The organism is Trichocoleus sp. DQ-U1 (assembly GCF_039961925.1).
In the GTDB taxonomy this organism is placed as follows: domain Bacteria; phylum Cyanobacteriota; class Cyanobacteriia; order Cyanobacteriales; family FACHB-T130; genus FACHB-T130.
Genome location: NZ_JAMPKB010000059.1, coordinates 1 through 14,014 on the forward strand (window position 1 = coordinate 1; position 14,014 = coordinate 14,014).

General features: G+C 42.3%; 12 protein-coding genes. 2 read left to right on the plus strand and 10 right to left on the minus strand.

Going from position 1 to position 14,014, the window contains the following annotated elements; translation table 11 throughout:
* Positions 1 to 153: 153 nt before the first annotated feature.
* The 9 genes from NDI34_RS20705 to hpsE (NDI34_RS20745) form a co-directional block, all read right to left on the minus strand.
* On the minus strand, positions 154 to 501 hold the full coding sequence (locus NDI34_RS20705; RefSeq protein ID WP_190412201.1) for an SMR family transporter: 348 nt from the start codon (positions 499 to 501) through the stop codon (positions 154 to 156).
* Positions 502 to 546: 45 nt separating this feature from the next.
* Positions 547 to 1,131, minus strand: coding sequence for a YqeG family HAD IIIA-type phosphatase (locus NDI34_RS20710; protein WP_190412200.1), 585 nt, complete (start codon positions 1,129 to 1,131; stop codon positions 547 to 549).
* Positions 1,132 to 1,198: 67 nt separating this feature from the next.
* Positions 1,199 to 2,179: a decaprenyl-phosphate phosphoribosyltransferase gene (locus NDI34_RS20715; RefSeq protein ID WP_190412199.1), complete on the minus strand. Its 981-nt coding sequence runs from the start codon at positions 2,177 to 2,179 to the stop codon at positions 1,199 to 1,201.
* Positions 2,180 to 2,743: 564 nt separating this feature from the next.
* A complete protein-coding gene (locus NDI34_RS20720) occupies positions 2,744 to 3,946 on the minus strand; it encodes a glycosyltransferase family 87 protein (RefSeq protein WP_190986057.1) in 1,203 nt (400 codons plus the stop codon).
* Positions 3,947 to 4,307: 361 nt separating this feature from the next.
* Entirely contained in the window at positions 4,308 to 5,612 is a 1,305-nt protein-coding gene (locus tag NDI34_RS20725) for a hypothetical protein (RefSeq protein ID WP_190524873.1), read from the minus strand.
* A gap of 40 nt (positions 5,613 to 5,652) precedes the next feature.
* Positions 5,653 to 6,519 (minus strand): glycosyltransferase family A protein, encoded by an 867-nt coding sequence (locus tag NDI34_RS20730; protein WP_190524875.1) that lies wholly within the window; start codon positions 6,517 to 6,519, stop codon positions 5,653 to 5,655.
* Between the two features lie 74 nt (positions 6,520 to 6,593).
* Positions 6,594 to 7,763: a glycosyltransferase gene (locus tag NDI34_RS20735; protein WP_190524949.1), complete on the minus strand. Its 1,170-nt coding sequence runs from the start codon at positions 7,761 to 7,763 to the stop codon at positions 6,594 to 6,596.
* 185 nt (positions 7,764 to 7,948) lie between these two features.
* The gene (hpsE, locus tag NDI34_RS20740; RefSeq protein WP_190436068.1) at positions 7,949 to 8,926 is read right to left on the minus strand and encodes a hormogonium polysaccharide biosynthesis glycosyltransferase HpsE; all 978 of its coding nucleotides are present in this window, start codon (positions 8,924 to 8,926) and stop codon (positions 7,949 to 7,951) included.
* A gap of 123 nt (positions 8,927 to 9,049) precedes the next feature.
* The gene (gene hpsE / locus NDI34_RS20745) at positions 9,050 to 10,078 is read right to left on the minus strand and encodes a hormogonium polysaccharide biosynthesis glycosyltransferase HpsE (RefSeq protein ID WP_348233690.1); all 1,029 of its coding nucleotides are present in this window, start codon (positions 10,076 to 10,078) and stop codon (positions 9,050 to 9,052) included.
* 900 nt (positions 10,079 to 10,978) lie between these two features.
* On the opposite strand from hpsE (NDI34_RS20745), the gene NDI34_RS20750 reads away from it, so the two are divergent.
* Complete coding sequence (locus NDI34_RS20750) at positions 10,979 to 11,170, plus strand: hypothetical protein (RefSeq protein ID WP_190428861.1); 192 nt, start codon at positions 10,979 to 10,981, stop codon at positions 11,168 to 11,170.
* Between the two features lie 101 nt (positions 11,171 to 11,271).
* On the opposite strand, the gene NDI34_RS20755 is transcribed toward NDI34_RS20750, so the two are convergent.
* The gene (locus NDI34_RS20755; RefSeq protein WP_348233691.1) at positions 11,272 to 12,747 is read right to left on the minus strand and encodes a leucyl aminopeptidase; all 1,476 of its coding nucleotides are present in this window, start codon (positions 12,745 to 12,747) and stop codon (positions 11,272 to 11,274) included.
* A 145-nt stretch (positions 12,748 to 12,892) separates the two neighbouring features.
* Between NDI34_RS20755 and NDI34_RS20760 the strand changes: the two genes are divergently transcribed.
* Complete coding sequence (locus NDI34_RS20760; RefSeq protein ID WP_190678069.1) at positions 12,893 to 13,999, plus strand: class I SAM-dependent methyltransferase; 1,107 nt, start codon at positions 12,893 to 12,895, stop codon at positions 13,997 to 13,999.
* Positions 14,000 to 14,014: the final 15 nt, after the last annotated feature.

The following is a 14,014-nucleotide window of genomic DNA, read 5'->3' on the forward strand; positions in this document are numbered from 1 at the left end:
TTGATGATGTCTACTTTCTTTATAAATTCTTTTGAGAATCCTTTGAGTTTCTCGGCTTAAATCTCTAATAAATCTCATAAGTCTCTTGTTTTCTTGACTTTTGTTTTAGCTTATTCTACTTTTTATTATGTGTAATTTATTTTACATAAGCACTTATGTTATTGAAGACAATCTGCCAAAAGCGATCGCGCAAATTCCACTGATCATCAATCCCACTCCCACCCAATCAACCGGAGAAACTTTCTCCCTGAGAATAACTGCTCCGGCAATCGTCGTTGCTACCACCGTTAAGCCAATCACCACTGGATAAGCAACTGATAAATTAAACTTCCCCAAAACTAAAATATAGAAAACTGTACTGAGACCATAAACTAAAATCCCACCCAGCAAGTAAAGATTTAAGGGATTTTGACCGGCTCCCAATTTTAACAATGTTTGTGCGAGAGTATTTAAGCCAACGGTCAGCAAGATTAAAAAAGGAAATAGAAGATTAGCTAACATAAACAACGACACTTTCTTGGATATTCAGCTTGCTTAAGCCATCGCTTAATAAAAAGAATCAAAATCCCAAAGCTCGCGGTCGTTAGGCCACGGTGTTTGGACTCGTTTTCCCAGGAGTTTTTCCCACCATCGAAAGGGATGAGGAAGCGTGGCAACTTGGATGCTCGCACAGCCGCTTAGCCATGCCCCTAACACATCTGTATGACGGCTATCACCAATAACGACAACTTGTTTTGGTTTAAGCCGCATATATTTGATGGCTTTACGGAAGGCAAAAGGAAAGGGTTTCTTGGCTGGGTTGATTGCTGGAATCTCTAAACGATGGGACCAAGCCTTTACCCGATACCGGCGCTTGCCATTCGAGAGAATGAAAAATTGAAATCCTTGTAATTTTGCCTGTTCGATCCAAGCTTCGGCACCAGGAGACACATAGCGATCGTCTTCAGAAACAATGGTGTTGTCTAAATCGATAATAATCCCTTGAATTCCGCAAAGCTTTAGCCAGTCAAGCTCTATGGCTGCCAAGCTGTACGCCTCTCTCGGAAAACTGTAAGGCCCCTGGTTGACAGCCGGTTTTTTAGATTTTTGTTTAACAGAGCGGGAAAAGAACAGAGACACTCGGTTTAACATTTGGTCATTTCACTCACAGCCACAACAAGTTCAGCCACAACAAGTTCAGAGACTAACAACTCAAAAATTACTCGATTAGCCCTTGACGTTTCAGGAATAGAATGACAAAGCTGGTAACGATCCAAGAGAGTACCGTCAGGAGAATCGGCACGTCTTTTAATAAAATTTCCTCCGGACGCTCAGTCTGTCCTCCTTCGTCATCGATATCGCTTCTCCGAGCGATTTCTTGCGGATCGCTCAGTAGCTGATAGCGGAAAACCCCGTATAAAACAAAGGGTAATGTAAGTAACATCCAAGGTGTTGATGCTCCACGAACTTGAGGTCCGGAACTCCAGATCGCGTAGGTCATGACTGCGCCGGTTGTCACTGTATTTTCCATGCGGCTGAGTAGAGGCAACGAGTAGCGCTTCAATACAGACCGGGTCTTGCCACCTCTAATTGACAATAGCCGCAGTTCTGCTTTGCGCTTTTCCACACCCAGAAACAAAGCCAGCATAGCAGTACACAGGAGAAACCAGGGGGATAAAACAATGTTTGTTGCAGCAGCACCTGCATAGGCTCGCAAGACAAAACCCATTGCGATCGCAATAATATCCAAAATCACAGTCCGCTTCAGCCGCAGGTTGTAGGCAATTTGCAGCAGTGCGTATGCGGTGATGGTTGCTCCCAAGTAGGGCGATCGCAACCAGCCGACAATTAAACCAGTACCCAGCAAACAGACTGCCATTACCATCGCCACTGGTACGCTGACTAAGCCTGCGGCAATGGGTCGCTTACTCTTGACTGGATGTAGACGGTCAGCTTCTACATCTGCAATGTCATTGAGTAGATAGAAGCTACTCGAAGTCAAACAGAACAAAGCAAACGCCAGTAAAGAGCCTAGCAAAGATTCCAGATTAATACTGAAAGCAAACAAGGGCGCTGCAAAAACAATCAGATTTTTTGTCCACTGGCGTGGTCTTAAAGCTTTAATATAAGGAAATTTTATAGAATTATCAGCTAGCTTAGTTGAATTTTGTTTATCACTAGGAAATCCGGGAATTTTCATTTGCTTTTAAACCTTTTTTCTGATAGAAATAATTTCTTTAGGCAGATTCACTGCAAAACTTCGTTTTAAAGTAACCCAGCTTGTAGTAAATACTACAGTCAACAACACCACGGTTTAAATGACTTTTATTCCCAATCTGTGGATGCATCTGTATGTAGTCAATGATTTCCGACTTTAGGACTCAATACCCACTTTACTCTCCTAAGTACCAAGTCCTCCAGTAAGCAGCGCTGCTTTCATGCAATAACCTCGTAATTCTCACAGAGAGTAGCTTTTTTATCTAGATGTACCAGTTTAAGCCGAGATTAAATAAGAAAAAATTTAATCGCTTATTCCGTAATGATTTTAGTCGAAAAATCGTTAATAAACTATCAAGACTCCATAAATATGCATTCTTTTATATAAAGATTTGGCAAAGCAGGCAATTTCTCACGTAGCTCTCTAATTTCGTAAGAGCATTCAAAAAAAATACCCAGGTAAGTTGCACAATCGTTGATAACCAGGATTTTAAGTAAGCTCTGATAATTTCAAAGGTTATTTGCAGCAAATCGCCACTAATTGTTACTACTCAATAGCTACGTTATTTTGAGGGTTATCGTTACCCTCATTTATCTCATATTTCGTACCCCTTAAAATGTATAGACATACTAAAACCATTAAACCGCCAGCCAGTAAATAAGACAGAAAAATGTTTAGGGGGAGAAAAGCTATTTTTTTGTACGCTAAATCCTTAGCGATCGCAAAATAATTACTGGTTAAGAAATAACTTATAGCCAGGAAATAAATCGTAAATTTTCCTAATACTTTTTTTGTTAATAAATAAGGAAGTAAAAAAGCATAAATTGGCAAAAGAATCCCATAATGATGTTCCCAAGCAATTGGAGAAGCAATTGTGGAGGTTAATGCAATAATAGAGAAATCCGTGATACTTCCTTTCTCACTCGTTAGCATTGGCAAGAATAGAGCTGCTGAAATTAAAGCGATTGAACTTAGTACTGTTCCCAAGTAAACCCAAGGGTTATAGGGCGGGAAAGAATTATGATTAAAGTTAAGAATGGGATCGTTAAATAACCATCTATTTAAAACACCATTAATTGATTGGTTTGTAAAAAAAGTTTCGCCGTGCTTGGAAATAAATGATAATACGCTTAAGTAGTTAACATGATCTGCAAAGCCAATTAAGGATATTGAAACTATCAATCCAAGCGAGCTTGTGGCGATAAATCCCAGAGTAAAGCTCCATTGCTTACGCAAAATTCCCCATATCAAAATCAGAGCATACTGGGGCTTAATCAGGCACATTATTCCTCCTAAAATGCCTGCGATTTTTTTCCTATCTGTCATCCAACACCAAAAAAGCACAGCAAACAAAGCATTAAGCCAACACTGAATCTGCCCTAATGTATAGGCTTTCACTACCGGGTAAAAACTCAAACTTAAACAAACTAGGAAAAAATTGATAGCAATTCGCTCGAATCTCGGTATTGCTCCGTTTTCTTTCCATTTGTGCTTTTTTAAACTTAAATTAAATATTTGAATAACAAAAGAAATCGTTAGGATAATAAAATTCCATGAAATAAATTTTAAAGTATTAAATATAGATAATCCAATATTTCTTAGAAATCCCTCAACTACATTTATTTTTAGAAAATAGAAGACCAGCAGAGAGGTAGGGGGATACTGAAATTTTGTTTGTTCTTCAAAAAAAACCTTAGAGTATAATAATTGCTGATGCTCGGATTGAATATAGTTGAACGCTTCTAGCATGGGTTCCCATGAATCATTGATGGTTCGCCCGTACCGCAAGAAGATTTCAGTTCTAGATAATCCTAGGTCTTTCCACTCTGTAGAAAACAGGGTTATTAATATAAAATTAACGACGACAACATTAGCAAACGTAAAGAGCAAGAGGTTTCGATTTAAAGGATTTAATCTTCGCCAATAGTTCAGTAAATTGACTAAAATAAGCGAAAAATACATATGCTTCTTCTATACTCCTTGATTAGATTTGAATTTGAGATTTTTGTTAGTTCGCTTTTTTAGCCCTATCAACTCCTTTAATCAGTTCAAGCTAGCTTACGGCAAATTCGCAATACTTAAACATGCCCTATCTTGACTACGAAACTCGTTATACTTTGTTCAAGCTTAAATTTGATTGTTGATACAAGGAAACTAACGTGTCAACGAATTGTGCATTGTTTAAAAGTTGGGTGATTACAAACAGTAATAACAAGGCATTTAATACTTTTGAGCTAATCCCTTCTGCATGACTATAGAATTTTAGAGAAAGAGCCACCCAACTCAATACTAAAAAAGTCCAATTCGGAGTAAACAAGAACAGCTCATAGTCTTTTCCATAAATATTATGTAGTAAAAAATTAAATAAAATACAAAAAATTAAACTCCTCATTATCGGCATTTTATCGGCGCGAAACTTAATAAAGGCATAAAGGCTCCAAAGGAGTAAAACTGTCCACAGCAAAAAAGCGATAATGCCTGGTATGTAAAGTGCTGTAATAGATGGAGGATCGAAGTTCACCCAAGGTGCAGGTGCAGAATTAAGTTTTACCCAAGAAGGTGGGTTATCTTCAATAGTTCTCCATATATGCGGCTTAATGGCAATAAAATTGAATATAAAAATATATCCTAGCAATTTTAGGATTCTCGAAAAAATACTGCTAGATTGAGCGGGCAAATTTACATAATCTCCCTCTTTAGAGTAATAACTTCCTGGAATAAAAAATAGATCGACACTTGGATATATCAACTTCTGCAAGAGGTTCAAAGCAATAGCACCAGACAAAACTAACCCGATGAAAATAATCAGTTTTGTAAAAACTTTTTTATTAAAGCTACCCTGATAGATGCTGAAAAAATAGGCAATAATCCCCTGCACTACGTTACTTATTACCATGCCGAGCGCAAAAATAGTTGCTGGAACCATGTAGATTAAGCTGCCTGGGTAAGCAACTGCCAGCAAATAAATAATAATCAGACTACAGGCAGCGAAAATAAACGTATCGGGAACCGAACTGAAAAATATATGAGATGTAGATAATCCTAAGATAGCCGAGTAGAGAATGGCGTGAAAAGGCTTAAACCCCAGTTTTTGGAAAAAAACTAAGGTTAAAACAACGCAAACAGCTCCAAAAAAGGTACTAAATAGTATGCCAACAATTTCCCCAGAACCAATTATTTTTTTGAGTAAAAATCCTAGAGGATTAAAGACAAGAATAAATAAAGGATGAGTATGAGTGCGCCAAAAATTAATTTTATACGTGGTTAGTTGAGTAATAACTCGATGATAATCTGAATGAAATAGTAAGTCGGAACGCTTGACTCCAAGTACTCCGGTAAAAAAAAGAGACAAACTGGAGAAAAGGTAAAGTATCCAAAAGGTTAGAAATGTTCCAACTCTAATTCTTGAAAACATTTAAGATTCTGTCCTGTATCTCAGACAATAATTGCAATTCTTAGAAGGCTAAAATTCGGTACTTAACGCAACCTTGTAAACGTCCTATACGCCAAGCCAAATCTTTTACCCATTTACTACGGGTTTCCTTAGTGAATACTTCTTTTGGAAGGCGCTTTAACAAGTGCAACCAAGCTTTTCCACTGGTCTTCCATGAAAGCTGGGGCATACCCAAGGGTTGATACTTTTTATATAGAAAAACATCATACTCTCCCCACAGGCGTGCCTGCTTGTACATACCGTTCAGAGTGCTGCGGAGCCGGTAATGAACGACTGCGTCTTTTACAAAGTGAAGTTTTACCCCGGCAAGTTGGAGCCGCCAACAATAGTCTACATCTTGCAGCCGGATCATGTTTTCATCAAAACCGCCGATAGATTCGTGCAGCGAGCGTTTAACACCAAGATTGCAGCTACCTGCAAAAGGCAGATAAGGAGGATATTTGTATTCAAGAAGCTCATTTCGCTGCTTAAGTGTATAAACTTTTTGTACCCAAGGTTCGTTAAGCTTTTGATATTCAAGGCGACCTGCTACAAATTCATACTTCGAGAGCGCTTCCCCCATAGCAGCAACCCATCCAGGAGCCACTTCGTCGTCAGCATCGCAGAACACCAGTGCGTCGCCAGTCGCCGCTTTTGCAGCAGTATTCCGTGCATAGGAACGCCCTTGCTGTTTAGATGAATCAACGATGCGGAGATTGGGTAACCGTTCTTTATATTGTTCCACAATTGCTAATGAATCGTCAGTGGAGCCGTTATCGGAGATAATTAATTCCCATGAGTTAAAGTAGTCTTGGTTTGCCAATGCTTCAAGTTGAATTGCAAGGGTATCTGCTGCATTAAAACAGGGAATAATAATACTTAACTTCATAAATCAATCTTCCGCTTCGCACCCGTAGCTATATTAAGTAATTTTATGTACTAGCTACTTAATATATTTGACACTTATTCTCTTTGCAAGTCATCTTCAACTTTATCTAAGACTTTAGTCACAACCTCCTGATATCGAGTTAGGCTAAAAGTATTCAACGCTTTCATGCGAGTCTGTTCCCAATCCACAGGAGGAGTTGTACCATTGACAATCGCAAGAATTGTTTGGGCGATTGATTCACCTGTTGGTTCGCAAGTCCAAAAGTCCACTTCTGGGTCGAAGAATTCTTTTAAACCAGGAAAGTTCATATTCAAGGTTGGTATTCCCATTGCAAGGGATTCGACTAATTTATTGGGGGTTGCACTATTACGCGCCCTTTCGTTATTACCAAATACACCTAGGGCTAGGTCGCAATTTTCTACTAAATATTTAGGTAGAGATCCATCAGAAAACTTTAAATCTTTTCTAAGAAAAACGCGATCGCTTAGTTCCTCTTCCTTGATTTTCTTTTCGTAGGCATGAAACCGTTCTGCATATCCAGATCCATAAGCACCAAATAAATTGCAAGTAAACGGTATCTCTTTTTCCTTTAAAATTTTCATGGCTTGTAATATATTATCTACTCCGTGTAAAGGAAGAATTGTTCCCCACCAGCAGATATTTAGGATACCATCCTCCATAAATTGTCTTTTAAGGCTTAGTCTAGATTCGGTAAATAAAGGAGCAATAAAAACTTTGTTTGTATCGAGTTCAACGTCTAAAACTTTTGCCCAGTAAGCAAGTTCATAAGCAGACAGGTGAATAATATAATCTGTTTTTGTAAACGCTAGGATATCTTTCTTCAATATTTCTTTGGCTGCTTTACTTCCTTCTTGGATGTCATCTTTATTTCTTACATAAGTGTCATACATCGATATGTATGGTTCTATGACCACTTTATTTTTAAAGATTTTTGACACCCACAAAGCACTTTGAATAAAATTAGCGCTCATTGGCAATACGTAGATTACGTCTGCCAAAGCAGCTTTTACAAAAAGCTCTATAAGATAAAATTTAGAGAAAACTTTGCGAATAAATTGAGTAAAAAAGGTTTGTCTTCCTCTTCCTCGGAGGTAAAAATCTGGATAGACGAAGGAAACATAGTATCCAGAATCCAACAAAAACTTGAGCAAATTTTCGCAACGATAAGCTCCATGTACATTTCCATAGAGCAAAACCTTGATTTTTTTCTTGAAAATTGACATGGTTGATGCAGCTACCCTTTAAAAAACCAGTTCAACCAGGCGAAACTTAGCACGTCTATGTCAAGTTTAGTTCAATAGACGTTCGTTTGATTAATTGAACCTTATTAAAAGTCAACGCTTATGAGCTTAATAAAATCAATTAACAAAATTCCTCGAACTACTTAGTTGTAATTCTTGTGTTTTTACTAATTTTTCCCCGTTAGAAATTTCATTTGCATACTTTTTTTCAAAAAATAAAATGGACTCACTAAACTGCTCAAGAAAAATTCCATTTCGCAAGCAGCAACCAGGTCAGTTTTCAACTTACCTCTATATTTAATTAGCTGAAGAATGGCTCTACGCAGGTTTCCTAAAAGGATTCTGGTAATAATAATTGGCTTTTGCCAATTATTAGCATTAATCATGCGTAGCTGACAAATACTTAAGCCTACCCCCCGAATCAGGGTTATTAAGTAATCTTTCTCTAGCCGCCACTTGGGAATTTGATGATAAATACACATTTCGGGGTTGTACCAAATTTCCCAACCAGCGCGTCCGATGTAGAGTAGCGCTTCAAAATCTTCTCCTTTGGCTGCCAAGGATGACCCAACTGGTCCCTGAAGAACAAGTTGAGCGGGAACGTTGTCTAGCCACACTTGCTTTTGGACAACTAATCCGGCTCCTGGAGGAAGGCTTAAATTCTCCGGGTCGTATAGATTAGGTTTTGAACCTCTTTCTTTCAGTGCCAAAAAAGATTGAATTCTTTCAAAGTTTTCTGGCGGATAAACTTCAAATTCCCCTTTTATCTGACCTCCAAAAGCACCTGCTTTTGGATGAGATTTCCCAAAGGAGTAGGCTGCTGCTACCCAATTTGGGTTCGGAAAATTATCATCATCCAAAAAACCAATAAAAGTACCTCTTGCTTCCTTAATGGCGCGTAGTCTTGCAAACACTGCGCCTTGCTGTGGCTCAAAGTAATACATGAGGGGATATGCTTGAGGCCAGTTAGATTGATATTCTTGAATGATTTTGGCGGTGTTGTCAGTGCTATTGTTATCGACGACAACAATTTCCCAAGAAATCTGCTCGGTGCCTACCTGCGATCGCAATCGCTCCAAAACGGCTGGTAGAAGCTTTTCCCCGTTGTAAGTGCGAATTGCTACAGTAAAGTCTACCTTAGACATATCTACAAGCCCAGCCCTGATTGGGGTTCAGAAGTTGCCTTCAGAGTAGCCGTGGATTGAGCTAGCGTCAACCCCACGGCTAATTGTTGTCTCCAGTCCAATTTTAAATTTAACCAACCTTTCTTATGGGGCAGTAGATACTTTGCGATCTACCAGTCCCGGTAAAGAATTAATGTCTTCTCTCAAGCCAAATATTTTAGCTTGTCCAAGTTCTAAGTATTTATTTTTGAAAAGGAAAAAGGGACTAATCAAGCTAGATAACAGTAGTTCCCGCTCGCAAGCCGCAATCAAATCTCTTTGATCTCCTCGATATTTAATCAGATGGAGCATTAGTCTGCGGAGATCGTTGAGCAGGTAAGCTGGAAAAGCTACAGGTCTTTGCCAGTTCTTCAGACCGAGCATCCGTATGTGATACCGACTTAAACCCACGCAACGGATGAGAGAAATTAGGTAATCTTTTTCCAATCGCCAGCGGGGAATTTGATGGTAAACACGCATTTCGGGATTGTACCAGATTTCCCAACCCGCGCGCTGAATATGCAATGTGGCTTCCAAATCTTCGCTGGCTAACTTAGCTTCTCTCCCCTTGTGATTGAGGACGAGGCGCTTAGGCACGTAAGCAAGCCAAGCTTGCTTACGAACCACTAATCCTGCCCCTGGAGGCAGGATCTTCTTGCGTGGTTCGTAAAGGCTGGCTTCCGCACCTCGATCCACTAATGCCAAGAAACAAGCGATTTTTTTAAAATTTTCAGGTGGCTCGATTTCAAAATTTCCTTGGATTTGGCTACCGTAGGCACCCGCTTCTGGATGCGCTTGACCGAAGGCATAAGCAGCAGCAACCCAGTTAGAGTCAGGCAGATTGTCATCATCTAAAAAGCCAATTAAAGTGCCTCTGGCTTCTTCAACAGCCCGTTGGCGAGCAAATGCAGCTCCTTGCTCAACTTCCAACGTGTAGTGTAGCGGAGCAACTTCTGACCAGTTGGCTTGATATTCTTGAACAATTTTTGCGGTTTTGTCGGTGCTGTTGTTATCAACAACAATAATTTCCCACGAAAAGTGTTCGGTGTTGATCTGCTCTCTGAGTCGATCGAGAACTTCGGGTAAACGCTTTTCACTATTAAAGGTGGGAATGGCTACTGTAACGTCAACCATAAGTTTTGACCGGTTTTTTGAGTAGATAGATGCCGATGTTGTGTTAGTAGAGCTTGGGTGAGAACACCAACTTCAAAACGATGCAGATTAGTAGTACCTACTGCTCTTGCACTGTCCCCTGAATGGCGTGGGGTACGTCAAGCTTTGTAGGAGGCCTACTAAATCTTCCCCGCGATAATACTTAAGTAGACTGACAGCGGAGCGGTTGCTGGGTTAAGCGATCGCTCTCTCGTTGCAGTCAACCTCAGTTATCTTGGTTAAATCTACACCATTGGATCGGGATTTTTACGGAAAAATTTATTAAAGCTTCATAAGATTTTACCCAATACTTACGAACTCATCTATACATGGGTTAAGTATCTTTACTCAAGCTTTAAATTTCCGGGTTTTGTAGGGGTTCTTGTGAAGTTTAGATAAAGTTAGATTAAAAGGATCGCCAAAAACGACTTTTATCGTCAGTCCATATCTTAAAGAGATGCGCACGTAATATCATCTGTAATAAGACATAAATGGGATTCGGCAATCGAGCCTTTGGGTATACCCGTATACTTCACAGTGGCGAGCGAGCAGATAAATTGCCTAAATTCTCGTGGTGTTGGGGGTAGCCCGCAGGCATCCTCTGGCAGTGAGTCTGGGTTCAGCAGTGATCGACTCCAAGGGTACAGCAGAAATTAGCGAATCCCTGGACGTGGGACACGGCAAGCCGTCTACTTCACCCTGGCGGGAGACACGACCTAATTAGGCTCGTTCCGTTAAAATATTTGGAAAAGTAAATCTTTAATGTCTTTGAGTTGGAGGGTGCGGCTTCTCCCCTCAAAATGTGCTGAGTATTGAGCATTCTCTTGCTTGGCTCAGTTCTCAATCCCGAACAAACTGGGGTGTAGGTCGCGCAAGTATTTGATGAATTCAGAAAACCGCAAATTTACACCGGAACAATCTCAGTCGCAGCCAGAACCAGTGCCGCAGCTCAAGCGCACCGTTCATCCAGACAGCCTGAAATTTATGAATATGGCAAAAGAGATTCTCGATAGCCCTGCTGTTCAACAAGCTGTTGAGGGTGAAAAGCAAAAAACAAAAGACGGGAACGAATGAGTGATTGAGGAAAAGTAGGGACACAGGCAATGCCTGTGTCCCTACGACAACTCACCATTCCCGATTACCAAGCCTTGGATAATCGGGATGTCTCTGAGATATCAGTGGCTCAGGACCCAGTTAACGAGGGTGCGGACACCGTAACCCGTAGCACCGGAATTGTTGACACCGTTCTCTTTATCCGCCCAGACGGGACCGGCGATGTCAAGGTGCGCCCAAGGTGTCTCTTGGACGAACTGCTTCAAAAAGAGGGCAGCCGTAATCGAACCACCCGGACGAGGGCCAGTATTTTTCAGATCGGCAATCGGAGACTTGATGCCTTCAAAGTATTTCTCTTCCATCGGCATCCGCCACAGCTTTTCCCCTGCCTTTTCCGATGCTTGCAGCAACTCTTGAGCAACTGTGTCATTGGGGGTAAACAACCCAGCAATATCATCGCCTAGGGCAATGACGCAAGCACCCGTCAGGGTGGCTAAATCGACAATGGCATCAACGCCGAGCTTTTCCGCAAATACCAGCGCATCGGCTAAAGTCAATCGACCTTCCGCATCCGTGTTGTTCACTTCAATCGTTTTGCCATTGGATGCCTTGAGGATGTCGCCTGGGTGCATGGCGTGACCGCTGATCATATTCTCAGTGACGGCTGAGATAAAGTGAACTTCAACATCTGGTTTGAGTTGACCAATCGCCTTCGCCGCACCGAAGGTAGCCGCAGCACCTCCCATGTCCATTTTCATGGTTTCGATGCCGCTACCCGCGCCCTTAATGTTCAGACCACCCGAATCGAAGGTGAGACCCTTGCCGATGATAGCCACTTTCCGGCGGGGTGTTCCTTCTGGCTTGTAAGTGAGGTGAATAAACTTCGGCGGCATATCGGAAGCTTTGGCAACACCGAGGAACGCCCCCATGCCCAATTTTTCGCACTCTTCTTGTTCCAGAATTTCCAACTGGAGGTTGTGGTTAGACGCGATCGCTTGTGCGGTTTGAGCCATCGTTATGGGAGTGCATTCATTCGGCGGTGCAGCAACCAGTTCCCGCGCCAGAATCACCCCCGAAGATAGGAATTGAGCGCGATTAATGGCTTCTTCCTGACCTGCCAATCCGAGTAAATCCACCCGCTCTAGCTGCGGCTCCTTATCCTCCGGTTCTGACTTAAAGCGATTATCCTTATGAAGAGCTAGCAGTATCCCTTCAGCGATCGCGCCAGCCGTTGCATCGGGTGCCTGATTCCACACCGGCAGGCTAATCCCCAGGATTTTACTCTTTTCCTTCTTCGCTAACCGCGCGATCGCCGCACCAATTCGCCGCAGAGTATCCGGTTGAAAAGCCTCTGCTTTCCCCAGTCCTACCAGAATAATTTTCCGAACCGGGCTACCTGCACCCACGCGGGTGACGGCACTACTCCCTTCTTTTCCCTTAAATTCTGTTTCTGCAATCAGTTCGTTCAGCGTACCGGCAAACTTCTCATCCAGCACCGCTAAATCGTCTGTCACCTCTACCGCATCCTCAAAAAAACCAAGGGCGAGAGCGTCCCCAGCCCAGTCCAAACGCGGCGTATCAATCGCTCGAATATCCATCCCCGGCTCTTACCTTAAAGCACTACCTGTAACAGTATTGCTCAAAAATCATCAACAAGACTCGTCTGCCCACCCGCGTAACTTGTCCCCTGTAGATACACTTTATAGGAATACACTTTTTCCGATTGGACTTAGGAGCGGATTGATGGTTTCAAAAGCTAGGGGAGAACCCCAACCTCTTTCGTCGCCATCCAATGCGCCAGTTCCTAGCAACCAGTCGGTAGCCCGCCCCGATCCGAGCGTGCTACAGCAAGATATCCAGAGACAGTTTAATCATCATTCCTCTGCCCGCGGTGAACTGACGATGCCCTGCGTGCCATCAATGCTAGATTATGCACTCAATCGGCTAGTGCGGCTGTTTGAGGCGATTGGTCGCCAACTCTCTCCTGAAGAACTGCAAAAATTGCGCGATTTGATTGCATCTAATATTCAAGAAGGTTTTCTGGCTTCTCCTCATGCTCGATTAGTCATTCAGTACCAACCCGATCCTACTTCCTTAAATAGCCTCACCTGTAACGTCTCAACCAGGATTTTATCGGTTGCCCAGGAGTACCAGCAGTGGATTCAGAACCGAGAGCCGCCCCTATTTGGTAGTCACCCAGACGCGAAAGTCATGGCAACGGCTGCCCAATTTAGAGATCCGGCTCGGAACCCAATTCTTGATGTGGGAGCAGGAACAGGTCGCAATAGCCTTCCCTTGGCGCGAAAAGGCCATCCGGTTGATGCTTTAGAATTGACTCCTGGTTTGGCGGAACAAGTGTTAAATGCGGCAGTGGCGGAAAATTTACCGATTCGAGTCATCCAGGGTGATATCCTCGACCCCTTGGTGAGAATGCGACCCGCTTATTACAAATTTGCAATTGTGGCGGAAGTGGTGTCTCACTTCCGGGATAACGATCAAGTCCGCTTACTCTTGGCGAAAATGTGCGATGTTATCCAAGGTAGCGGTCTGTTGCTGTTCAACCTCTTCTTAGCTGTGGATGGATATGAGCCAAACGATCGGGTGCGGGAAATGTCACAGGTAGCGGCATCGTATATCATGACGCGATCGGAGCTGAAGCGAGCGATGGAGGACTTACCTCTGGAAATGCTGTCAGATGAGTCTGTGCTTGATTATGAGCGCGCTCACCTTCCGCAAGAGGCATGGCCCCCAACTAATTGGTTTGTATCCTGGACGAGCGGACGTGACGTGTTTCCCATCCAAGAAACCCCTCCGATGGAGCTGCGTTGGATTCTCTGTAGACGGTACTAACGGAATACAAGGTTG

Excerpts from the sequence above, each read along its gene's own strand:
- NDI34_RS20730 (WP_190524875.1), bottom strand. The coding sequence starts at position 6,519 with ATGAAGTTAAGTATTATTATTCCCTGTTTTAATGCAGCAGATACCCTT.
- hpsE (WP_348233690.1), bottom strand. The coding sequence starts at position 10,078 with ATGGTTGACGTTACAGTAGCCATTCCCACCTTTAATAGTGAAAAGCGT.
- NDI34_RS20710 (WP_190412200.1), bottom strand. The coding sequence starts at position 1,131 with ATGTTAAACCGAGTGTCTCTGTTCTTTTCCCGCTCTGTTAAACAAAAA.
- NDI34_RS20725 (WP_190524873.1), bottom strand. The coding sequence starts at position 5,612 with ATGTTTTCAAGAATTAGAGTTGGAACATTTCTAACCTTTTGGATACTT.
- NDI34_RS20720 (WP_190986057.1), bottom strand. The coding sequence starts at position 3,946 with ATGCTAGAAGCGTTCAACTATATTCAATCCGAGCATCAGCAATTATTA.
- NDI34_RS20715 (WP_190412199.1), bottom strand. The coding sequence starts at position 2,179 with ATGAAAATTCCCGGATTTCCTAGTGATAAACAAAATTCAACTAAGCTA.
- NDI34_RS20735 (WP_190524949.1), bottom strand. The coding sequence starts at position 7,763 with ATGTCAATTTTCAAGAAAAAAATCAAGGTTTTGCTCTATGGAAATGTA.
- hpsE (WP_190436068.1), bottom strand. The coding sequence starts at position 8,926 with ATGTCTAAGGTAGACTTTACTGTAGCAATTCGCACTTACAACGGGGAA.
- NDI34_RS20760 (WP_190678069.1), top strand. The coding sequence starts at position 12,893 with ATGGTTTCAAAAGCTAGGGGAGAACCCCAACCTCTTTCGTCGCCATCC.
- NDI34_RS20750 (WP_190428861.1), top strand. The coding sequence starts at position 10,979 with ATGAATTCAGAAAACCGCAAATTTACACCGGAACAATCTCAGTCGCAG.
- NDI34_RS20705 (WP_190412201.1), bottom strand. The coding sequence starts at position 501 with ATGTTAGCTAATCTTCTATTTCCTTTTTTAATCTTGCTGACCGTTGGC.
- NDI34_RS20755 (WP_348233691.1), bottom strand. The coding sequence starts at position 12,747 with ATGGATATTCGAGCGATTGATACGCCGCGTTTGGACTGGGCTGGGGAC.